Annotated in this window: 22 protein-coding genes; 3 read left to right on the top strand and 19 right to left on the bottom strand. The window is 42.5% G+C overall.

The window, feature by feature from the left end; translation table 11 throughout:
• Positions 1–295: 295 nt before the first annotated feature.
• Together AB4405_RS11775 and AB4405_RS11770 are read right to left on the bottom strand one after the other, a co-directional pair.
• The gene (locus tag AB4405_RS11775) at positions 296–1,180 is read right to left on the bottom strand and encodes a radical SAM protein (RefSeq protein ID WP_372060914.1); all 885 of its coding nucleotides are present in this window, start codon (positions 1,178–1,180) and stop codon (positions 296–298) included.
• 104 nt (positions 1,181–1,284) lie between these two features.
• Positions 1,285–1,473, bottom strand: coding sequence for a hypothetical protein (locus AB4405_RS11770; RefSeq protein WP_372060913.1), 189 nt, complete (start codon positions 1,471–1,473; stop codon positions 1,285–1,287).
• Positions 1,474–1,977: 504 nt separating this feature from the next.
• Between AB4405_RS11770 and AB4405_RS11765 the strand changes: the two genes are divergently transcribed.
• Positions 1,978–3,018: an SGNH/GDSL hydrolase family protein gene (locus AB4405_RS11765; protein WP_372060912.1), complete on the top strand. Its 1,041-nt coding sequence runs from the start codon at positions 1,978–1,980 to the stop codon at positions 3,016–3,018.
• Between the two features lie 97 nt (positions 3,019–3,115).
• Here AB4405_RS11765 and AB4405_RS11760 read toward each other — a convergent pair whose 3' ends face one another.
• Positions 3,116–4,492 carry an aldehyde dehydrogenase EutE gene (locus tag AB4405_RS11760; protein WP_372060910.1) on the bottom strand — a complete coding sequence of 459 codons (1,377 nt, stop codon included), beginning with the start codon at positions 4,490–4,492 and terminating at the stop codon, positions 3,116–3,118.
• A gap of 503 nt (positions 4,493–4,995) precedes the next feature.
• Here AB4405_RS11760 and AB4405_RS11755 point away from each other — a divergent pair.
• On the top strand, positions 4,996–6,618 hold the full coding sequence (locus tag AB4405_RS11755) for a diaminopimelate decarboxylase (RefSeq protein WP_372060908.1): 1,623 nt from the start codon (positions 4,996–4,998) through the stop codon (positions 6,616–6,618).
• Between the two features lie 193 nt (positions 6,619–6,811).
• Here AB4405_RS11755 and AB4405_RS11750 read toward each other — a convergent pair whose 3' ends face one another.
• The 5 genes from AB4405_RS11750 to AB4405_RS11730 all read right to left on the bottom strand — a co-directional run bounded on the left by AB4405_RS11750 (position 6,812) and on the right by AB4405_RS11730 (position 12,098).
• Positions 6,812–7,450, bottom strand: coding sequence for a deoxynucleoside kinase (locus AB4405_RS11750; RefSeq protein WP_372060906.1), 639 nt, complete (start codon positions 7,448–7,450; stop codon positions 6,812–6,814).
• A gap of 317 nt (positions 7,451–7,767) precedes the next feature.
• On the bottom strand, positions 7,768–8,634 hold the full coding sequence (locus AB4405_RS11745; RefSeq protein ID WP_372060905.1) for a viperin family antiviral radical SAM protein: 867 nt from the start codon (positions 8,632–8,634) through the stop codon (positions 7,768–7,770).
• A gap of 61 nt (positions 8,635–8,695) precedes the next feature.
• A complete protein-coding gene (locus tag AB4405_RS11740) occupies positions 8,696–9,397 on the bottom strand; it encodes a hypothetical protein (protein ID WP_372060904.1) in 702 nt (233 codons plus the stop codon).
• Positions 9,388–9,735 (bottom strand): hypothetical protein, encoded by a 348-nt coding sequence (locus tag AB4405_RS11735; protein ID WP_372060902.1) that lies wholly within the window; start codon positions 9,733–9,735, stop codon positions 9,388–9,390. Before AB4405_RS11735 ends, AB4405_RS11740 begins: the two co-directional genes overlap by 10 nt.
• A 1,073-nt stretch (positions 9,736–10,808) precedes the next feature.
• Positions 10,809–12,098 (bottom strand): phosphoenolpyruvate-utilizing N-terminal domain-containing protein, encoded by a 1,290-nt coding sequence (locus AB4405_RS11730; protein ID WP_372060901.1) that lies wholly within the window; start codon positions 12,096–12,098, stop codon positions 10,809–10,811.
• 193 nt (positions 12,099–12,291) lie between these two features.
• Between AB4405_RS11730 and AB4405_RS11725 the strand changes: the two genes are divergently transcribed.
• Positions 12,292–12,897 (top strand): GntR family transcriptional regulator, encoded by a 606-nt coding sequence (locus AB4405_RS11725; RefSeq protein WP_372060900.1) that lies wholly within the window; start codon positions 12,292–12,294, stop codon positions 12,895–12,897.
• A gap of 78 nt (positions 12,898–12,975) precedes the next feature.
• Here AB4405_RS11725 and AB4405_RS11720 read toward each other — a convergent pair whose 3' ends face one another.
• The 11 genes from AB4405_RS11720 to AB4405_RS11670 form a co-directional block, all read right to left on the bottom strand.
• Positions 12,976–13,236, bottom strand: coding sequence for an HPr family phosphocarrier protein (locus AB4405_RS11720; RefSeq protein WP_102471446.1), 261 nt, complete (start codon positions 13,234–13,236; stop codon positions 12,976–12,978).
• Positions 13,226–13,687 (bottom strand): PTS sugar transporter subunit IIA, encoded by a 462-nt coding sequence (locus tag AB4405_RS11715; RefSeq protein ID WP_372060899.1) that lies wholly within the window; start codon positions 13,685–13,687, stop codon positions 13,226–13,228. Before AB4405_RS11715 ends, AB4405_RS11720 begins: the two co-directional genes overlap by 11 nt.
• A complete protein-coding gene (locus AB4405_RS11710) occupies positions 13,688–14,203 on the bottom strand; it encodes a YjbQ family protein (RefSeq protein WP_372060898.1) in 516 nt (171 codons plus the stop codon).
• The gene (locus tag AB4405_RS11705) at positions 14,200–14,889 is read right to left on the bottom strand and encodes a triose-phosphate isomerase (protein ID WP_372060897.1); all 690 of its coding nucleotides are present in this window, start codon (positions 14,887–14,889) and stop codon (positions 14,200–14,202) included. Before AB4405_RS11705 ends, AB4405_RS11710 begins: the two co-directional genes overlap by 4 nt.
• Complete coding sequence (locus AB4405_RS11700; RefSeq protein WP_372060895.1) at positions 14,882–15,718, bottom strand: ketose-bisphosphate aldolase; 837 nt, start codon at positions 15,716–15,718, stop codon at positions 14,882–14,884. Before AB4405_RS11700 ends, AB4405_RS11705 begins: the two co-directional genes overlap by 8 nt.
• 4 nt (positions 15,719–15,722) lie before the next feature.
• Positions 15,723–16,010, bottom strand: coding sequence for a PTS sugar transporter subunit IIB (locus AB4405_RS11695; RefSeq protein WP_102471441.1), 288 nt, complete (start codon positions 16,008–16,010; stop codon positions 15,723–15,725).
• Positions 16,007–17,365 (bottom strand): PTS galactitol transporter subunit IIC, encoded by a 1,359-nt coding sequence (locus AB4405_RS11690; protein ID WP_372060894.1) that lies wholly within the window; start codon positions 17,363–17,365, stop codon positions 16,007–16,009. The genes AB4405_RS11695 and AB4405_RS11690 overlap by 4 nt, the downstream gene beginning before the upstream one ends.
• A 911-nt stretch (positions 17,366–18,276) precedes the next feature.
• Entirely contained in the window at positions 18,277–18,531 is a 255-nt protein-coding gene (locus AB4405_RS11685; RefSeq protein ID WP_372060892.1) for a hypothetical protein, read from the bottom strand.
• Positions 18,532–18,566: 35 nt separating this feature from the next.
• Complete coding sequence (locus AB4405_RS11680) at positions 18,567–19,046, bottom strand: hypothetical protein (protein WP_372060891.1); 480 nt, start codon at positions 19,044–19,046, stop codon at positions 18,567–18,569.
• A 218-nt stretch (positions 19,047–19,264) separates the two neighbouring features.
• Complete coding sequence (locus tag AB4405_RS11675; protein ID WP_372060890.1) at positions 19,265–20,185, bottom strand: YeeE/YedE thiosulfate transporter family protein; 921 nt, start codon at positions 20,183–20,185, stop codon at positions 19,265–19,267.
• A gap of 130 nt (positions 20,186–20,315) precedes the next feature.
• The gene (locus AB4405_RS11670) at positions 20,316–22,022 is read right to left on the bottom strand and encodes a methyltransferase domain-containing protein (RefSeq protein ID WP_372060889.1); all 1,707 of its coding nucleotides are present in this window, start codon (positions 22,020–22,022) and stop codon (positions 20,316–20,318) included.
• Positions 22,023–22,169 lie beyond the last annotated feature (147 nt).

Raw genomic sequence — 22,169 nt, 5'->3', positions numbered from 1 at the left:
TTCAAAGCTAATGGATAACAATGTAAGCAAATCCCGTCAACGCTTGTCGGTTTGGTCTTTGTCATTGCTTGTTAAACAGAATAGCGCGTTTTTAACAAAAATTTCACAACGGAATTTTCACAGTGTCAATTTTACAAAATCATCTTGTCTAATTATTTAGGCAGATTCTATAAACAACACTATAAAGTCATGCTAATCAATCAGTTAATTTAAAATCATGCACAAGACTACAACACAGCCCGCTATAAGCGGGCTGTGTAAAATCAAAAAGTGAACGAGTAACCTACCTTCGAATTTACAAACCTCGTTGCCATTCCTGCCGTAATGGAATCTTATTGGGTTGGTGAATGGCGAGGTCGACTTTTTGCAATAACGTCGCTTTATCACGCCCTAATATGCCTCTTAATACCAGATAATTTGACGCGTGATCAGATCGAAAAATCGTCTTCTCTAACTCTAGATTGTCTAATAAACACCGAATCTCGGTAAACAATTCTGGTTGTGTTAACGGTCGAAACTCACCATTAAATCCAGCCGCAACTCGCTCTTCACCAAGTGGAAAAGACACGACTAAGGTTGAAAGGTAATCAGGCTGAGCGGCGTTCATCAGTTTGGCTGAGTTAAGCGCATGTTGTTCGCTCAATAAAGGGCCCCCTAAACCATTAAGGATCATCACCGAGCTTTTCATTCCAGCCGCTTTGATTTTGTTAAGTGCCGCTAACGAAGATTCAAACGTTTCCCCTTTCTTTATCTTCGCTAGTACTTCATCGTCACCACTTTCGCAACCAATGTACATCAGGCTTAGGCCTAAGTTGCGTAGTTCGGTCAATTGCTCGGCCGTTTTGTTGGTTAAATTACGTGGTAAACAATAACTGGAGATACGCTGAACATGGGGCAAGTACTGGTTAATAAGCGCACAGATCGACTGTAAACGATGAAAAGGCAAAGTCATGGCGTCACCATCGGCTAGAAAGACTCGGTGAACCCGCGCACCCGAATTGGCGATGACTTGCAGCTCTTGTTCTATCTCTTCCAGTTTTTTTGGCCTGAATTTTTTCTGTGGCTGAGTATACATATCACAAAAAGTACATTGATTATGACTGCATCCGTTGGTCACTTGCAGTATCAGTGATTTCCACTCTGAAGGCGGCCGAAATACAGGTTCAATATAATTAAGCATGGGCTTGTCTCATTGCGTTATCGGGTAAGCTAAATTCTATCGTATTATGCTGTAAATAAAAAAGAACTGACCGAAAAGCCGTCACCTTAAACACGTTAACATTCTTAGATCACTTGATGGTCATCACCATAAGGCGTCATCTGGCTGGCAGTGATACTGTCACCATTGTCCACTTTGTGTGCGCTCTCGGGACGCCCTTTTTTGAAATTCATGCAACTGCTTTGTTCTTGTTTTTTACTATAGAACTTTCGTTTCTTTTTCTTTCTAACAATTAAGCTTTCCAATGACATCATCTTCATCCTTGTTATTATTTTAGTTTATCCATGACCTTAAGCGTCCATTAATAATCAGCATAGAAATTATTGGATACCTCGAACAAACATGTCAACTAATTTGCACATGAAAAATAGAAGTCATTCACACAACAAATAAATACACACTGAGCCATATGAAATCCAACAAATAAAATAATAAAACAGCCATACAAAAATAACATTTATTAGCTGCCTCCCAATAATTGTACTTTCTGTAGTAAATATCAGAACACATGCATACTCGTAATTTATAATGACCGCACTGCAAGTGACAATTCTATCACTCACTAATAATGAGATGTTGACGCCACGACAATAAACCTATTTGTATTGCTTGTAGTCCCTATAGATTTTTTGTGCGATATTTTTGTGAAAAGTACGAGAACCTGCAAAGCAGATCGCTATAAAAGCCTGCTTTCTCTTAATTACACACTAGAAATAAACGACACACGAGAAAAAGCTATGTTTATAAGAACTATATTTATGAGAGCTACGTTTATAAGAGCTGCATCTATAAGATCCATCATAACCACAAGCCTATTAACAATAGGTCTCAATGCTTACGCGGTAGAAACCTATTCTGATGTTTATGTTTTCGGAGATAGCCTGTCCGATGTCGGTAACCTTCATGCTATGGACTTTGCTGGAGGGCCTGCCGAAGGACAAACTTACGGTTCACGGTTTTCGAATGGTCCGGTCATTGCCGAGTATGTAGCCAGTGAGATCCTTGATAATGACATCGAGCCTCTCAAACCATCGCTGCACTTAACTGGCCATATTTCAGGAAATAACTTCGCTGTTGCTGGTGCGAAATCATTGGACGATGATGGCTCCCCACTCACCCCTGACATCAATCTCCCGACGCAAATCAATGCTTACCTTCAAAACACAAACGGGGTAGCCGATGGCACGGCGCTGTACTTTTTGTCGACTGGCGGTAATGATATAAGAAATGCTCGAGAGATAATAACCAATGGCATATATTCAGGAACACTTCCCACTGATAGAGTTGAAGCTTATCAATATATTTTTGACTCAGCGACGTCAACCAAAAACAGTGTAGAGCAATTACTCCTTTCTGGTGTGACGAATATTGTAATAGTAGGTGCACCTAATATTGCCGATACACCAGAGAACCATCTTATTACGGCAAACATGGCGGCTACCGTGGAGGACTTGTTAAAAAAATGGCAAGTATGGGCACTTCCATTTACCGTTAAAAACTTATCTACGACTTATAATGAACTGGTTTCCCGTCATATTTCCGATTTGAAAAATAAATACCCAGCCTCAATTATTCATCATATCGACATAATTGGCATCGTAAACACGGTTTCTGATAACCCTAATGCTTATGGCTTCACCAATATTTCTGATGCTTGTAATTATACCTTGTCTACCTTTCCGGTTTCACAACCAACCGAAGAATGCCTAATGACAACAGAGTATTTGTATTTCGATGAGCTTCATCCAACAACCGCCGCTAATGCTATCGTTGCAAACGAGATATTAAAACAATTATAGCCAATCCATTTTTCACGATTCTTATGGTCGCTATACGTGGTTAGGATATAAAAAAAGACGCCCTAGGGCGTCTTTTTAAAGAAAGTAAATGACCCGATTAAACGATACGCAGACCGCCTTGAGCAATCGCAAAACGACGCGCACGCGTGTAAGAAAGCGCGTTAGTGATGCCTTCTCCGGTTGGGCCAGCAATCGTAAATGTTGACGTTCCTTCTGCGTTGTAACCCACACCAGACAATGTTGGACCATTGTGAGCAAAAATCGTTGTGTTAATTGCACGACCAAATTTGGTTACGTTCTCGATATCGCCCGAGTAGATACAAGAAGAATGCTTATTACCACGTTCAGCCGCCACCGCGCGCTCAATCGCTTCATCGATATCTTTACAGATAACCACGGGAAGCACAGGCATCATTTGTTCTACATGAACCAATGGGTGATCATTTTCTACTAGCATGACCGCCAGACGGGTATCAGACTTAACCCCAATTGACTTCAGGATGTCACCCGCGTCTTGACCAACGTGTTGCTTAACCGGATGCCAAACACGTGCAATTTCATGTGCAGTACAAGGTTTAGCGCCTTCGAATTCATCCAACGTTAGAATTTGTTCCGTTAGCTGCTCCGCTTCTTCTGCTGATAGCACGTAAGCACCAACCGCTTCTAGCTTATCAAGAAATGCGTCTGCCACTTCTTCTTCAACGAAAACTTGTTTCTCACCAATACACAGTAAGTTATTGTCAAATGAAGCGCCACCATATACGCCAGCCGCCGCTAGGTCTAAGTTAGCAGAAGCATCGACAATAACAGGAGGGTTGCCTGCGCCAGCACCAATACCTTTCTTTCCAGATTGCAGAATCGCCTTAACAAGACCAGGGCCACCGGTGCCGACTAGCATGTTGATCAGGGGTGAATTGGCGATTTCGTTTAATGTTTCAAGCGTTGGCTCTTTCACCATCGTAATGAGGTTCTCTGGCCCGCCTGCTTCAACAATTGCGCTGTTAAGCATGTCAATCATGACCGCAGACACTACTTTAGAGGAAGGATGAACGTTAAATGTCACCGCGTTACCACCAGCTAACATAGAGATCGCATTGTTCACGATCGTTTCCGTTGGGTTGGTCACAGGCGTCACTGCGCCAATCACACCATACGGTGCACGTTCGCCTAGAGAGATACCGTTGTCACCTGACCACACTTCCGTATCCAGTATTTCCGTACCTGGCGTTTTCATTGCAGTTAGGTGGTGCTTAGCAATTTTGTCTTCGACACGGCCAAGTTTTGTCTCTTCACGAACCATTTTAGCGAAGTCTTCTGCACGCGCTAATACTGCCCCACGAATGGCAGCAATAATGACTTCGCGATCTTCTTTAGTAGAGTTCACATAAAACTCAAGTTGAGCTTTGTGAGTAGCTTCAATCGCAGCGTCCACTGTCGCGAATACACCTTTAGCGTTGTTGATATCAAAAGACATGATAATTACCTCGTAAAATTGGGTACAGTGAAGAGGCTGACATCGTCTCGTCTCTCTTCGACTTAATTTGTTAGGGCTCAAGTGATTGGGTTAGAGCCTCACTTAAAACGGCTACAATCTATCCTGATTATTCAGTAAAACACTGTCACTGGGCGTCAGCTTATTTGACTCATCACCCTAATTTTGCAACGTCTGCGACTTGACGACCCTTCATCTCATACTCAGTCTTACTAAATATCAGCACGTTACCGGCGTCCCTATCCATACAGAGGCTGTTTCAAGCTCGCCGTTGGTGACATAAATAATCGACAAATCTCAGTCTCTCTCAAAATCGTCGCAATGATTGGCTCATGGTTATTTCTATTAAAGCTCAATAATTCATAACGTTAACGTTAGGTGTAAGATTAATTGACCCTGAGTGACGTGTTGAATTTTTAGCCTCAAGATAAAGTAGCGCTCATTGAGTACACCTAGACATTTAAACGACCTCGTGAGGAACGAATATGAAAAATCATGCGCTTTTAGAAGAATCTGTAAAGCAACTGAGCACTATTTTAGAGACGCAGCAGCAGCTTCTAGCCGAACACAAAGCGAACCAAAACTACGCTGAGCGCCTTGAGAATATTCTTACTCCAACTGACGAGCTCACAACGGAAGGCGACGATCTGTTGATCGGCGGCTGCAAAGCATCGGACCTTATCGAGCAATACGGTAGCCCACTATTTGTATTGAGCGAAGATACACTGCGTAACAACCTTCGCCGTGTTAAAAGTGCATTCGGCAACTACTGGCCTAAGCCGGTCAACGTAATGTTTGCTATCAAATCAAACACTAACTTTGCGGTTCGTGCCATTTGTAACGAAGAAGGCGTTGGCGGTGACTGTTTCGGTCCTGGTGAAGTTGAAGCGACGCATTATGCGGGCGCTGACCCAAAAACCATCGCGCTTAACGGCACGGTTAAACCTGAGCTTGCTATTCGTAAAGCGATTGAATACGGCTACGCGGTTCACTTAGATTCTTATGAAGAAATTGAAATCGTTGAGCGCATCGCTCGTGAAGTGAAGCCAACGGAAAAAGTACGCATCGCGGTTCGTCTAAAAGTCATCCCAGAAGATTTCTTTAACGATTTCGAACCTGACGCTTACCCATTCCCTAACTTCATTGGCGCGATGAAGTGGATCAAATTTGGTCTTCTAAAAGAAGAAGCAAAGAAAATCATTAACCGCGTAAAAGAAATTGATGTGTTTGAGTTCTACGGTTTCCACACTCACCTAGGTCGTTTCTCTAAACAGCCTGAAGGTTGGGATGCGCTTTACCGCGAATACGCACGTAATGTTATCGAGATCTCTCGTGAATGTGGTGTTCAACCTTTCCAAGTTGACCTAGGCGGCGGTTGGCCACGTGAGCGTGAGCCAGAATGTCGTAGCAAAGAGCACATGATGAACTCCAACACTATCGAAGACTACGCGAAAATCGTCTGTAACGGTATGCTTGAAGAATTCAACAAAGAAGGTTTCGAAGTCCCACAATTGTGGTTAGAACCAGGTCGCTACATTGCGGGTAACATCGGTACACTTCTAACATCAGTATACGTTGTTAAAGATGACCAAGAGATGGACTACAGCTACACCATGGTTGATGCATCGACTTACCTAGCAACGCTTGTTGAGTCTCAAGAATCCAAGAACCCAGTACTTCCTGCTAACAAGATGACACAACCACTTGTGGCTCGTAAAACTGAGGTTTCAGGCCCAATCTGTATCCCATCAATCTGGGAAAGTGGTGCGGTTATGCCGAAGCTGGTACCAAACGATGTATTGGCCATCATGGATGTGGGTCACTACGCTGAGTCTCAGGCAAGCCAGTTTAACTCACTACCACGCCCAGCAACCGTATTGGTTAAAGATGGCGAAGCTGAGCTAATCAAACGCGCTGAAACAGTTGAAGATGTATTTGCTACGCAAATTCTTCCAGAGCGTTTCAAAAAAGCAAAAGCGGAAATTGAAAAGAAAACAGCAAAGCCAGCTGCAAAAAAAGCAGCTACTAAGCGCCGTGTTGCAAAGACACCGAGCTACGTGAAAGCAGCGAAGTCTGTGAAAGCTAAAGCAACAAAAGCGACGAAGTAAGTCAGCAACCGTTGCTAATATGAGTAATCAAAAGCGCCCATTGGGCGCTTTTTTGCGTGTATCAACTAAAAAGACAGCACGATGGTTTAGCTTGAGGTTTTACAATACACAAGATCGCCACCAGCCAAACCGACATCGTTGCCGCTATGATCACTCGTACGTGAGTAAAGCGGCTTATCTCTGCTAACTATTTTTATCTCTTTCTAACAAAAGCTCTTTGAATCTGCTCCTTCATGAATTGATAATTTTCCTGAACAGATAGTCCCAACTTATCCGATGTGTCAATCTCTACAATGGGAATATCAAACCATGTAAAAATCTTCTTGTATGCAGTATATACGCAATGTTTTTGGGTTAACTCATCACCATACCACTGCAGCTCACCACCTCTACCGTCTATCCTACGATTTATAGTTTCAGCATCAGCCTTAACAAAGACAATAAGATCAGGAAGTAAAATTTCATTTCCAATGTTGACTGCATCAAACATAGCCTTAACTCTGTCTTCACCAAGCATGATTGTCTGGTAAGCCAACGTTGAGAATATATATCTATCCAAAATAAAATGTTCGGACTCAAGCACTGCCGACGCTTCTTCACTTTTCAAAAAATTGTTTAACAAAAAAAACAACAGTGCGCTCTCTTTGGATTCTTTAGAATCAATAATCTTTCTTAGATCCTGAGCCTCGCTAACTATTGCCGAATGTACTACAGAATTATTCTCTTTTGCGTAGAGCGAGCTTAACGTTGTTTTCCCACTAGCATCTAGCCCTTCATATACAATAAATTTATTCATTTGATTCCCATACTCATTAATTTCCTTTCTAAACATAATTAGGTCTTTTTTAACTAATACTGGCTGACCCAATGATCAAACTCTGCATGGCTGAAACAATAATATGGACCTGCATTACAGCGATTTCGCAAGACCAATATTCGATACTTGTGATTTACTCGGTAGCTCAACCATTTTTTCTTCCGTCTAAGGAGCTTTGGCCGCATCCCCCTCGTAATATCTTTCTCCACCAACTTAACAATTAGTCTCTTAGCTTTATTCACAATTCGAACAGGAGCTTTTGCTATCATTACTTCAATATTAACGCCATTTCTTGTAGCTACTTTTTGACAGTTCATTTCACATACTCCCCTTTAATAACGAAGAGCGAATTTACTAGGATCGAAACCTGTCTCTCTTAACGCAACATCTATTGGCGTAGTAAGTAAGGGACGGCTCTTAAAGTAGCCTTGATCTTTATTCCCGTTCTGAAAAAAAGAACCATCAGGGCTAAGCATCAAATAAGAATTCGTCATTGAGTCATTATTCTCGACTGACATTAAATGCGACACCGATTGGTGACGCTCAACAAAGCGCTCAAACTGCTGATTACTAATAGTTTGGATTGAATCAAATACAGGTAGAACACGTAACACTTTCCACTTGCTTGGTTTAAGCTCACTCATTAACTCAGTGAAGTTTTCGTCGGTGTTATATTGATTCACAACAGTGTTTATTTTCAACTGCGTCATTGGAGCGTGTTCCTTAACCTGTTGGAACATCGTTTTTAAGCACCTTTCAGACAGCACCTTTCCAGAAGAGGTGATTCTTCCTATTTGCTGCTGCTTATCAAAATAGCCAGAGTCATAACTAATGCCCAATAAATGAAGTTTATGGCTATGTTCGACGATAAACTGTTCAGTGATTAAATGACCATTAGTTATGAGCGAGGTCGTAAACCCAAGCTCAATAGCATAGTCTATCGCTTCAATAAATCTTTGCTTAAGAAGCAACGGTTCTCCGCCGGCAAAGTTTAACCTGACACTTTGGTAGCCAAGCTGTTTTTGAATAGGATTAGGGGACAAAAAATACTTCGCTAGTTTGTCTAGAACTCGCTTCATTTCATCAACATTGCGATGAAGTTCATTGGGTTTCGCCCATTTGGCATAACAGTAATGGCAATCGTAATTGCACTTTTCAGTGATGTGGTAATTGATGACTAATTGATTAACTGAATTCATAACACTACTCCTTTGATTGATAGGAGTAGTGTTAATTTGTGCACTGCACAAAAAAGCTTTTTTAGTCAGGTAGGCAATTTAATAAGGCATTAAAACTTTGCGCTTCTTGCAACTCTTTGCTGGCCCTGAAAATAATGTCCTTTAACATCGCATCATTTTCCACTAGCACTAAATCGACGTGTTCCGAGAGCCTAACAGCAGTCGACAAATCCTGCTCTAACCAACTGAGTATGATCTCCTCTTTCAGTGACAATGAAAGACGTTGTGACCGGAGCATCTCATAAAGTAAGCCTGTATTTAGTAACTCCATATCCATTTGCGGCAAACGATGGGAAGTGAAAGGACAGACTAAACGGGCCTTCTGCAAATCAAATGACTCATCTTTCAATTGATTAAGAAATTGATGAGCTACTTCCGATAGATGGGTAATCGACGTTACGGACTGGGCATTCAATAATACTTCTTCACACAAAGCGACATTCACCGCTCTGGTTGTTTTGCTTTCAAAGATGGCTTTAACCAATTTAGGATCATCAAAAAAAGCGTCCAAAACTAACGCGTTAAATAAACAAGTAACCGCATTAGATTTGAGTAGCTTTTTCCCACGTTTACCCATACTGTCATCGCTAAATCCTTCAGTGACGACTGAGTTTTTAGGGATCACACCATTGCGCAAATAACTATTTGCTTTAGAGCGTAAAGGCTCACTACCCTCAACCCCAAACAAGTCTTTTACTGCCTGATTCGTGGTAACTAACGGCATACTACTCTATCCAGTAACTTTGCCTCAGAGTAGGCTCGAGCATTACTCACAGACGCAATTCGTTCCGCGGACCAATATACTGAGGTCGAATAACCACAAATGTTACTAGCATTCATGATAGCTCCAAGGCAGTAACCAGCACGAAAGCTCTCTTCTTTGGATGTGGTAACAAAAGCACCAAAACGAGGTTCATCTTTTTTCTTGTACAATTCCGTATATTCATGGCAAGCAGAAATAAGAAACTCTGTACTACCAGGCTTCGCATCCGAATGGGTTAGTGCATAGGCCTGCTGAGTGAACAGTAAAAGAATACTTGCTAAACAATAAATCCGTTTCATTCTGTTACTCCTTCAACGCAGACTGTCTCCATATTGCTTTTGTGCTGGGTAGCAAGTGTTCTAACTCTGTAAAAGCTATACCCTAATGTTGCAGCCATCAAAAAATACCCGAACAAGTTAAGCAAGGGCATTCGATCTAAGTCAATCCACTCCAAATTAAATAACTTCATACTCGCCAAGGTTAGTAAAAACGAGATTAATAACAGGTGGGCTTGATGAACCCATGGTGTTATAACTTTACGCACTAAAGGCGCATCGATTTGACGACAAAGCTTTATATATTGATATATAAAAACCAACAAGAACACGCAAAATAGAGTTTCTATTATATCTAGTTCAGATAGTGAAAATGAGTATTCAAAGATTCCAAATGGCATCGCGACAAAACTAGTAATACCTAACAGAAACATCGTTATTAACCAGAACCACTTAAAGAAAACTTTTACCCCACTCCAAACCTTCGAGGCGACTTTTGATTTTTGCTGTATATTTTTAGCCAACTTAAACATTCCATTTATTTATGATTGTCCAAGTTGGAAATTACTACACAACTAGTTGCACTTACAAGCAATTAGTTACAATTATTAGAGCTTACGGTTGAAATGACGATATTGCTGTTTACTAAGGCATTTCTTAAATTTTGACTTTATATAAACGCCTATAACAATACACAACATCACCACCAGCCCAACAAGCTATACGCAACTTAAAGTATTCGGTAATAAAGAGAGAGGCTAGAACTTAAAAACATCGGCTATCCCATTCTTTGGTACTCAAACTTAGAAGAGGCTGAGTCGCATACCAAGCAGCATGGAGGGAAAGCGATTATGTTTGGTACACAAACCGTGATCGCGCCTAACGCGGATTAAGTGGCATCTTTTAATGATGATTGTTGGTCCCATTCACCAACCAAAAAACCACTGCTGTTGGCGTAGACGTTAATCAAAAAGGCTCCATCTTGCGATGGAGCTTAATAAGTCATAATCGTGAATGATGGCCGAAATGGGTGGATGGCCTTTGGCATTAAGGTTTTCGACTCATCGGCTACCGTCGACAATCTGATCGCCTCAACATTAATCACTCACGATGGATTCAAGAAAGCGATTACGTCTAAATATGTCTCTCGCATCCGCTTCATTCGTTACGGCTAAATACGCTAACGTAAGCGCCTCCATTTCAGCGTAGGATAAGTAACGAATCACCGACTTAAAGCGAGCCCCACTCGATTCATTGATATAAAACCCTCGAATTCCCATACCTACGGCAAGTACAATTAATCGCTTATCTACCTGGCTCGTTATTTTAGCGCTTACCGATTTTCCGCTCTTAATCATCGACTGGACGCATTGATAGAATGTTTGTAGGGATGAAAACTCCCAGTCAAGTAGCTTGTCCATTCCCTCGAGTACGACAAAGTCGACAGTGGGGAGAACAGACGGATCAAATGGCAATGTTTTTGCGTTAACTTGCACACCAACCGATAAATCCTCGGCTCTATTAAAGGTATCCAAATCGCTACAACGTAGGGGTGAAATCGACTTAACTTGTTCGAGATTAAGTATCCCCCTCACCTGACGAACATTAGTTTGGGATTTCAAAAGCGAGGCGGCAACTCTCAATTCTTCAGCAATCTCCATTGGCTCTAACTCTGCTTCGCGGTAATCGATATCGAGACGAATGGCCTTCATATCAATATTATCAAGCGCGCTCAGAGCCTGTTTATCATTAAGGTTAAGTTTCGAACTGCTGATGAGTATGTTCGCAGGAACCATAGATCTTTGCTTGTTTTCCAGTGAAAAGACCAAATCGATTTCAATGTTATCCGTCGTTCGAGCATCTAGGCCGCGATAGTATTCTGCCAATATAGTACTGTTGTTGACTCGTTCTAGTAATTGGGTGACGTCTAGTGTTGAGCTATCCCCAGCGTCACTATTACTGTCTCGGTGTTGTGGGCTGAACTCAGAGCCAAGCAACCTCTTGAGCAGGTCTTTCCTCATACTTTCGAATCGCAACGCCTCGTTTGAATAATCGGCGACGTTGAGCTGCTGTATAACATCAACGAAGGAATGTACGAGTTCATCGACAACGGTGTCAGCACTGTAAACATTGCGTCTGATATTCTCCTTGATAGCCGCTTGATTCTCGGGTTTTAAAAGCGCTGTAGCGTGTCGCTCAAACACTTTAGCTAACTCAGGCTTTGCCTCATACTGAGCCTCACTTCCAAGCAATCCCATTTTCTGAAATAGTGTCCCCATGGCGACGTCATATTTATCAATTTCATCTTTGTAATGGGATTTGATGTGCGTACTCGTGTGCTTCTTGATTGCTTTCGCCAACGCGATGGGGGTAACTATTACGTTCATTGGTTGATCTCCCTGATGAGCCACCTTAATGATGTATCTGTACAATTATTCAGTTACTCGATAATCCGTTCGAGATATAATGTTGAAAGGACATAACTCATTGTTACTGGCATCACGCCCACTCAAGATACACGAACTTATTAATGGTTAATCTTGTGTTATAAAGGTCCTAATTAGAATTTTGGGGTGTTACATGAAAGCAAGCCAACGTGCTTATGAATCCATACTTAATATGATTCAAACGAATGAAATCAAAGATGCTGTCGTCGAAAACGACCTTACTGAGTTATTGGACACCAGTCGTACTCCTGTAAGGGAAGCCATAGCACGATTAATTGTTGAAGGCTGGGTAGAAGTCCTAGAAAACGGCGGTAAGGTTGTTTGTAAAATAACCGTTGATCAAGCACGTGAAATCTTTCAAGTCCGCATGAGCCTCGAGTCATTGTTACTAGAACTCGCTTGGTCTGAAATTGATCGAGAAAAAATCGCTCAGATAAAAGAGCAGTGTGAGCACGTTACCTCAAACGGTGATTATGAGCACATGCCTCAAATAATGAATGACTTCTATCAAGAGCTAAATTCGAAATCAAATAACAAACTCCTGGCTGAACACATTAACGTCTTACATAACAAAGCCAATCTCATTAAAGTTGAGCTTATTGACCAAGTTAAGAAAAAATCAGTCGAAGAAGTGATCGCCCTTCTCGAAGATATTTGCAACGAAGACCAAGAAAAAGCAGCTCACCACCTAAAATTCCATTTGGCAGCATGTTACTACCGACTATTTGGCGAGCTATAAGCGTGAGTCCATACCTGTAATCTGTAATCTGTAATCAATAGTGCACAATCTCCATAACGGGAGGTTGTGCACTCATACTTACTTAAAGTTGCTACTAATCGACTTCACAATTTCACTTACGGCGACATCTTCATCTGCCCCGTCGGCCCAGATTGTTACTTTCCCTCCCCCTTTTACACCCAGCTTCATCAACGCCATAATTGACTTCGCGTTCGCCTTTTTGTTGTCATATTCAAGGAAAACGTCGGCATCGAATTTTTTTGCAGACTTAACCAATAGCGACGCTGGTCTCGCATGCAAACCGGCGACATCTTTCACGATAACTTCGTCAGTCTTCATACACTAACCCCTCCGAAAGTACCTGATACATCTCATCAACGTCGGCGCTCCTTGTTAACGCCTCTAACGCCTCTCGTGATTGCGCATAACCCATGATGGTTTGTAGTGTCTCTATCTGTGCATCATTCGAAGACATCGCTAGCATAAATATGACACTCACCAGGCACACCTCATCTTCTGATCCCATCATTACAAATTCAACGGGGTGAGATAAAACCGCCACCGCAATGGCATCCGTAATCGTGTGTTCACGGTCGGTATGAGGGATAGCTAATCCCCCTAGCCCTGTCGGAAAAATACCTTCTCTAGCGACAATGGCATCCGAGAACGACGCTTTTACGTACCCATGCTCAGTAAGAACGTTGGCTAATTGTCGAAGTGCTTCTTCACTGGTAGAGGCATTTAAAGAAGACACCAACAATTCCTTTTTAAACAAGTTGTTATTGTTCATCTATTGCCCCATCACCATGACATCGAATTTCCGGGTCCGTTCTCTGTTTTGATCGAAGTCGACAAAATAAACGTACCCGACACTCCCTAGGTTCAGCTCATTCCCTTTTAAGATGAATGTCTTACTAGGCCCAAAAAAACTTGCTCGTATATGCGCATCACCGTTTAAAATCGTGCCTGGATCCGCAGGATAGTTCGGATCATCAAGCGACATTAAGAAATCTAAGTGCTTGTCTCCAGGGTAACGATAATTTGTGTTCTCTGTTAATTCTCGAGGTACCACCTTGTCGAGGATCTTATTCAGATCTACCTGCAAAAACTCGTCTCCGTTAAAATCGGTATCATGGACATATTCTTCGAATATCACTGAGCAGGTGGTGTGCGCCGTTTGAATAACACAAATGCCATCAGCGATACCGCTTTCTCGAACAATGCTTTTCACTTCATTCGTGACATTGTGATAAGAAACCCGACCCACAACGGTGTCTAAAGAAACGGTTCTATTGTAGAAATTCATGAGACTAAACTCCTTCCTTTGGCCACAGCTTCGATCATCGAGACCATCGTCTGCATTGGATCTTCGGAAGCAAAAATACCACTTGTTGCGCCAGTACCATGTGCTCCGTTTTTGATGACATATTCCACATCTTGCGGTGAAGATATCCCAGCGGCTTGTAGCCCCAGTGTTTTGGGTGATATCTCTGCGATCGCCCCCTGAGTGGAAAGAATGTACTCTTTGCTCGCCGTTTGTCCCGTTCCAATAAGCTCAGTCGGCTCACACACCATGATATCTGGGTGAAGCATCGCGATTGCTTGTGCATCTTCTAGCGAGTCGGCACAAACGATAGAGAACAGACCTAATTCCTTAGTACGCTTTATGGTTGCGACAAGCTCAGCAAGCGTTAAAGGCCTTTCTGCATGATTCAAAAAGACAGCGCCAACACCCGCGTCGAGTAAAGCATTAGGAAGTATGTGTCCCATCCCTCGACCAACCGCGATAGGATCCATATGTTGAGCGGTGACAATAAGACGGGACGTATTCTCTTTGATCATTCGCAAGTCAACATGTTGAGCTGTAAAAAAAATATCCAGATCGTATTGAATCGCAAGTTCGTCGGCCTTCTTCGCCATAGTAAGAAGTTTGTCACCGTATAAATACGATTTAGGGTTTACCGTAAAAAATGGTGCTCTTATTTCAGTCATGTGTCTTCGTCCCATATACCGAGTAATAATGAGAGAGTGTTTCTCCAACACGCTCGTTAATCGCTCTCTTCATCGACAAATAATCGGGGTAATGTTCTTCATTGGCAGCATTTTGCGCCGCGATGACAAAGTCGGTAAAAATATTGATTTTCGATATACCAAGAGACGCGCAAGTAGAGAGGTTTTCATCACCTGTAGAAGAGCCACCATGCAGCACGAGAGGAATACCTACCGAACCTCGTATTTCCTTTAATCGTTCGAAACTTATTTTCGGTGTACCCGAATAGGTGCCATGAGCGGTCCCAATAGAAATCGCTAACGAATCAGCACCAGTGAGATCAGCGAAACTCACCGCTTCTCGAACATCAGTATAAACTGAGTCGTTGTGTTCATGATCTTCAAAATTCTCTCCCGCGCCCACATGGCCAATTTCTGCCTCTACGGGTACGTTGTGCTGATGCGCGTATTCCACGACTTGCTTTGTCAGCGCCACATTACGGTCAAATTTCTCATCGGATGCGTCGACCATGACGGATGTGAATCCGCATTCGATGGCCTTTTTTATCACATCAAAGTTCATTCCATGATCGAGGTGAAGTGCTATATCGACGCTTGCTTTTGATGCAAGGAATGTTGCGATATTCGCGGCTTCTTCTAATGAGAGGAGGTCCATGTGACACTCAGCAAAAGAAAGAATTAACGGCATCTGTTTCTGTTCAGCAATTTCTACAAATGTTTTGGCCATTTCATAGTCAATGAAGTTTGTGGAGGGGACGGCATAGCCCCCTTCACGTGCATCCATCAACATTTTATTTGTTGATACAAGCATGGTTTTAACTCCTTATCATCTGTTCCAGTTTGCCGTAAAACTCTTCAACACCCATACCTTGCAATAAAGGTAAGCTCATCAAACACCGATCATTGAAGCGGTCGGGTACCGCGGTCGTACTGATGATGATGTCAAATTCTTCGAGTCTGCCGATTTCATCTGCAATTTTGCCCTGATACATATTGACCTGATTAGAAAGATTATTGTCCGACAGCCATTCTTTTACGGTTGTCGTCACTAGAGTTGAAGTCGCGATTCCGGTACCGCACATAACCATTAAATTCTTACTCATGCTTTACTCTCCTTAACAGACGGCGTCTTTCCAGACTTTCCTTTAACTTTATTTACATAAAACAGACCGGCTAAACACACACCACCAATCGCGATGATGCCAGTCCAATTTAGGAGCTTAGTGACTAACACATAAAGGCCAGTAGTCCATAAGCCGCCTTCAGCTAATGCTGTTATGGTCGTATTGCCTTGTAGGTCAAAATTCGATGCGATGGCGGCCTCTGTCACCAATGGAGCAACCCAAGTGGTGATGCACAGAATCGTCGCCATATAGAATGTGCCTGCGATAATGGTTCTAATAATATTGCCATTGAACACAGCGGCCATCAGACATACGACAAAGGGGATGGTTGCCAAATCACCAAACGGTAATGTGTTGTTGAAAGGCAGAACAACCGCCAGTGCAATGGTGATTGGAACCAAGATAAGTGACGATGACAACACCGCTGGGTCACCAACACTCAAGGCTGCATCCATTCCGATATAAAGCTCTCTATCTGGGAATTTTTTCTTAATGAATGCATTGGCTGCTTGAGAAATAGGGGTTAACCCTTCCATCAACAGCGCCACCATTCTTGGCATCAGCATCATTACCGCGCCCGTCGTCACGCTCAACTGAAGCAATTCTTTTATTTCATATTGTGCCAACAGACCAATTCCAAGACCGATTAATACGCCCATGACCGTACTGTCACCAAAAATACCGAGTTTTTCTTGAATCGTTTCAGGGTCTCCTTTCCAATCTTTAACCACTGGAATTCGGTCAAAGAGCCAATTAAATGGCAACGCAAATATATACCCAGGAATAGCGGTACCATGAGGAAAGGTAATATTTGGAAACTTATAGTAGCGATTAATCGTGCCACCGAGTATGTCACCAAACAGAAGTATCATTAATACATAGGAAACGGTTGCCGCAATACTAATAGCAAAGTCACCGGTAATGATATAAACCAAGGAGGAAATAAACGCGGCATGCCATATATTCCACAAATCGACGTTCATCGTTCTCGTTAAACCAAAGAAGATGAGTACGATGTTTATTCCAATGGCGATGGGGATTGATAAGCCCCCGAGAGCAGTACCATAACTAATGGCAGCTGCAGCAGGCCAGCCTACGTCGATGATGTTCAAGTTGAGGCCTAAATGCTCAACCATTTGCTGAGCGGCAGGGCCTAAACTGCTTCCTAATAGTCCGATAACCAAATTCAGACCAATAAAACCGATACCCACGGTTAAGCCTGATTTTATGGCCTTTGATATAGGCGTACCAAGGGCTACGGCAAAGACAAATATAAGTATGGGTAGAACAACAATGGATCCTAAGTCCAAAAAACTTTGTATGAGATCTAGCATAAGATAACGTCCTGATGTTAGTTAATCGTAATCATGCTAAACAACAGTCCCTCTATGTTTTTGCGTTGTATACATGATGTATACATAGTATGACCATCATAAATCCAATGTGGTGATTTACGTCACATTGGATTTATTTCGCAAGGGATAATAAATAACAACTTTGAAGTTAAACAGCTTTAATCTAATTAAAACGAATACCGACGAAATAAAAATACGCTATTTAATTACAACACTAAACAGCGCGCATTATATCAACCTCGGTCTCTTTATAAGATAATAATATAACTATCAGTTTGGTAATTACTGTTCATCATAGGGGCAAGTCACCTCAACAGCTGTAGCTTGTAACTTTTGCTAGTTTGCAGTATCTGATTATTTAACGTGAAGCGGAGTTTAAGAATAAGTGAGTAAGCCGCCAACGATTTAAATTACCGTGATTAGGAGTAGTTAATCATTGAGGCCAAGAACGCAAATTATCGTGCTTCAAACATGCATCTCAAGAACCACGTTGAGGTAGATGAGTGTATTGAGCTCATCGTAAGGTGGCAAAGTAAACTGACTGATCCACTATGAACAACCAGTTATAACAATGAACGATTGAAACCCACTTCCATTTATTTCTATTTCAACACAGAATCAATCACTCTTGCGTTCCAAGTATTGATTTAGCGATAGACAACAACTCTCTATAAATATACAGTATGACATGCTAAATATTTGGTCATTGGCTTAAAATAAGGATTTCAAATGTTCACACAAGGTGACTTATGCCCTCACTGCGGGCTAATTATCATGATGCCAACCGATCTTGACCCTAATTGCTTAGGCTGTGGGAATCGAATAAATGATGATGAAGAAGAAGAGTAAGCATCCATATCTGATGACATCTTGATAGCGATGAATGCCCATTACTCGCATACTCGCACTTTCTCTAAGTAAGGTTTTCCATTCTCATCATGCCCTCGCACGGACACGGTTTTACATTTTGCGGTTGTTTTAGGAACCGTTGTTGTCGTCTTATCATGCCACTTACCTATTTGTGTTGGATGGCAAGTGGTTCGATAAGACTCTCCCAAGTCTACCGTCTTACATTTGGTCCCTGCGTGCACAAGTGGGGTCATCAAAAGCCCAACCATAACGAGCTTATGCCGTTTGTTTTTCATTATGTTTTTTTACATCCAAACTCTCGAACCACAATCTAACTAGCACATTCTTCAGGTGACATGGTTGCAGCCTGTCGATACGTCATGACAGGTAACCTTTCTGTTGCCTTTGCATAAAGCCCTCCCTCATATTCAACCACCTCTTTTGCTACTAAAATCGTTTTCTGATTAAACTCTTTAATGGCTCTTGGTGAGGCATTAACATCTTCAGCATGACAAACGACCAAGATAATACGTTGAGACCCATCAAAGCCTCCCACTTGAAGATCTCGCTCTTTTTGTCCTAAACGATCAGGCTCATCATTTGAGTCCCACACCTGCTCGTTGCCTTCTTCATCCGTCCAACGCAACTTTCCGCTAATGAAATAGCAATGCTTGTTGCCCCCTATTTCTCTGCGCTCATCCGCCCATACTCGTAGAACAATGTCCTTGTTAAAAGGGTTAACCGCGCCCCAAGACCAACGACTGTTATGAAGAGGGGCATTCAAGAAATTAAAGAGTTCGGTCATCGTCATTACTGTTTTTCTCCATCGTGACGTACATTTCATTCGTTATCAGTAAGCAATCCAATCATTAATGATCGACTAACGCGATTAAAATCTAATGGTATGCCGTACTGTATTTGAGTGTATTTTGCACAATAAATCGTTATGGTGCAACGATTATTGGCTCAACGACAACGAGAGAATTGGAAACATTACTGTTAAGGCACTATTTAGTTAGAACGCGTTATCTATTTATCGATGAGCGACGCAGTTCTTCGTTTGGATATTATGGCTAATCCAACGTAAATGCCCATCACTATGCTCACCACCGTCGCTATTCCGGCTGCAGACAATGCCGGTAGCGCCACTAACAACTGCGTATCATTTCCACCGCCAGCCATCACGGCACCAACTCCCATTAAGATCCCTGCGATAAAATGTTTCGATAGCCGCTTTGGCGTTACAAATTTTAGCTCAAATGACTTGGTTACCACCGCAGCTATTACCATTCCTAGCACAAGGAACAAAAACAGATAAAAACGCTCTACTCGCGGCCAACTTGCCTCATGACCGTTCCATACCGATAGTCCCATGGATTTTAATAGCCCGCTGGGGGTCCAGTGCGGCTCATAAATAAACACCAACCCGGCCATCACCCCAATGCCCAGCATCGACAACCACAACTTGCGTATTTTGGCTTCACTCTTAAACGCCACAGCAAGCAGAATGACAGAAAGGCTGAATAGCACTCCCATGTGCAGAGTAAATGAAAGGGTATATTGTTCGCCAACATCACCGCTAAACCACTCGGCGAACAGCAACCATGACACCATCCACCCAATCATGGTGGCAATCATCATTATTTGCCCACGAGCAAAGCGGCTTATTGTTGATACGCCACACCCGCCATTAAAAGCTGCGCCTAAGCCAAAAATAAGTCCTCCAACCGCGGACAGCAAAGTAGGAAAATAACTGTCTAACCGAACAGGCTGCCCAAGTAAGTACGCCGCACCTATTGCCAGCCAAACAAAGGACCCACTCAAGAGGATTGAAATTAAGAATATTGGCTTACCGTTTGTGGCTTCTTTAACGCCTCGCACCATGCAAAGCCCTGTGGTTTGGGCTAAAAAGCCTACAACAGCAATGAACAAAAGCGAGAGAAGGAGCATGATAGAGTCCCTAGCGATATTGAAACACGATATCAATAACTATAGTCAAGACTCGAAAAACTAATGTTCTCGCAGACAAACTTCAGCACACCAAATTAGAAAGGAAGATATGTTTGGTATACGTAAAAAGTTATTGCCATTCGTTGATAAGTAGACGGCTTTTAACTCCGCGAATCTGTAGCCCCATAGCCTCAAAGACTTCCTCAAAATCAAGGCATTGAAGCGGGATATTTGGCAAAGACAGAGAGGCTTCAGTAAAGAAGCGTTGCTTCTCGTGTTCTTGCGCACCCCATGCAAGTTCCCACCAGTTAACGATACGTTGTTTAGATTGCTTCAAGCGCATTTTGCTGGGTAATTTATCGCTTTTATTTAGGTTCTCATTTTTTGTCGTCGGTAAAAGATTCCACATGTCATTATTGGGCCAATAGGTGAATGGCAAGCAATGATCGACATGAAAGGTCTTGTCTAACTGACGAGTACTCCAAACACTAGTCAGGCGCTGTCCATTCATTTGCAGTTGTTTCACTCGCTTTCTCACTTGGGATGTATCGTGATCTTTCTCGAGCCAAATAAGGCAATCGTGATATGTTTGTAGTGAAATGTTATTGGCCTGGTTGAGATCAAAGCTTTGCATAAGCCTCACCCACTGGTTAACAACCAACGGCTCTATCCAGGAGTTGTAGATCCGAAAACACTCCCACAAACTCTCATTTAATACAAAGGAACCAAAGCTGTTGAAGAAATCAGTATCAAGATAGATGCTATCGCTGTTGTGGCGACGCTTCTTTGCAGGAAGAGTTGAAAACTCATGAACTTTTTTAGCCGTCGAGCCTGTATAAATATGCTTTATGGGCCCTGTTTTCATTGTAGTGATTGTTGCTTGGAGCGTTTTCTGTATTGCTAACGCTTCACTTCCAGTAAACCAACTTCCCACCGATAAGTCATCAGCTGAGATATGCTTGATGAGCTGCCAACCGTCATCACTGACAAAGCCCAGTCCCGTGTTGCTATTGGTGTTTTGTTGCAAATGTCCATAATCTAACAACCGCTTGTACGCCTTAACCCAATATAACGCCACCAAACCAAGCGGGATTTCCACTTCACCACCCGATTTATCAGAGACACATCCTGGGTGTGCATCGGCGATTCGCAATAATACTCTGAGTAAACCCAGTTTGTAGGTCGCGCTTTTGTTGTCATTGACGATAATGTGGCGCACTTTATTTAGGTCACCAGAACCATCATCAGGCAACGAGAAAACGGCGGTTTGCCAACTCACGTTTGTCCGTTTCAGTGAATCTTCCGATTCTTGAACCTGTCTGGCTAATAAGGCTGTGTCTTGTGCAAGTTGCTCAAGCTCTGTTACCGACACCGGGTAGCTCACTCGCCCATCATCAAACCCACCATGCCGCAAACTAATGACAAGCTTCCCATTTGGTGCAAGCAAATTCGATAACTTACGAAACGCACGGCTTCGTGCACTTGGCGCAATGTGCATCCAAACCGCGCTCACTAAAATGACATTAAAACGAATCCCGAGGCTCTGTATTTGATTTAAACTTGGTAGCTCATCCTCAATCCAGGTCACTTTTGGGCCACTGAATGCTTTACCGATTGCGAGAAGCTCTTTACATGGCTCAAGAGCAAAGACCTCTGCACCCTGCTCCATCATCCATTTAGCATCTCGTCCAGACCCTGCTCCGACGTCTAGTACAACATCCCCAGCCAAGGGCCAATATGGCTTCCAGGCGCTGTGTACTTTGTCGAAGTCCAATACATTGTATTGTTCAGATAAAGACTGGGCGTTTTTTCTGTAGAAAGAAGAGGTTGTTGTCATAATAGTGCCGTAAATTTGTCTCTCTACAGGTTAACGAGAATTCTGACGAAATGCGAATATACGACAGAGAAATCGGCGAGACTAACGGCAAAAAATAGAGAGAACTACGTCTAAAAGTTACGATTTTCTCCTGTCATATACTTAGTG

The organism is Vibrio sp. 10N.261.51.F12, assembly GCF_041471725.1.
Taxonomy (GTDB): domain Bacteria; phylum Pseudomonadota; class Gammaproteobacteria; order Enterobacterales; family Vibrionaceae; genus Vibrio.
Note: the sequence above shows the minus strand (reverse complement) of the source record. Positions and strands in the feature narration are given on the sequence as shown.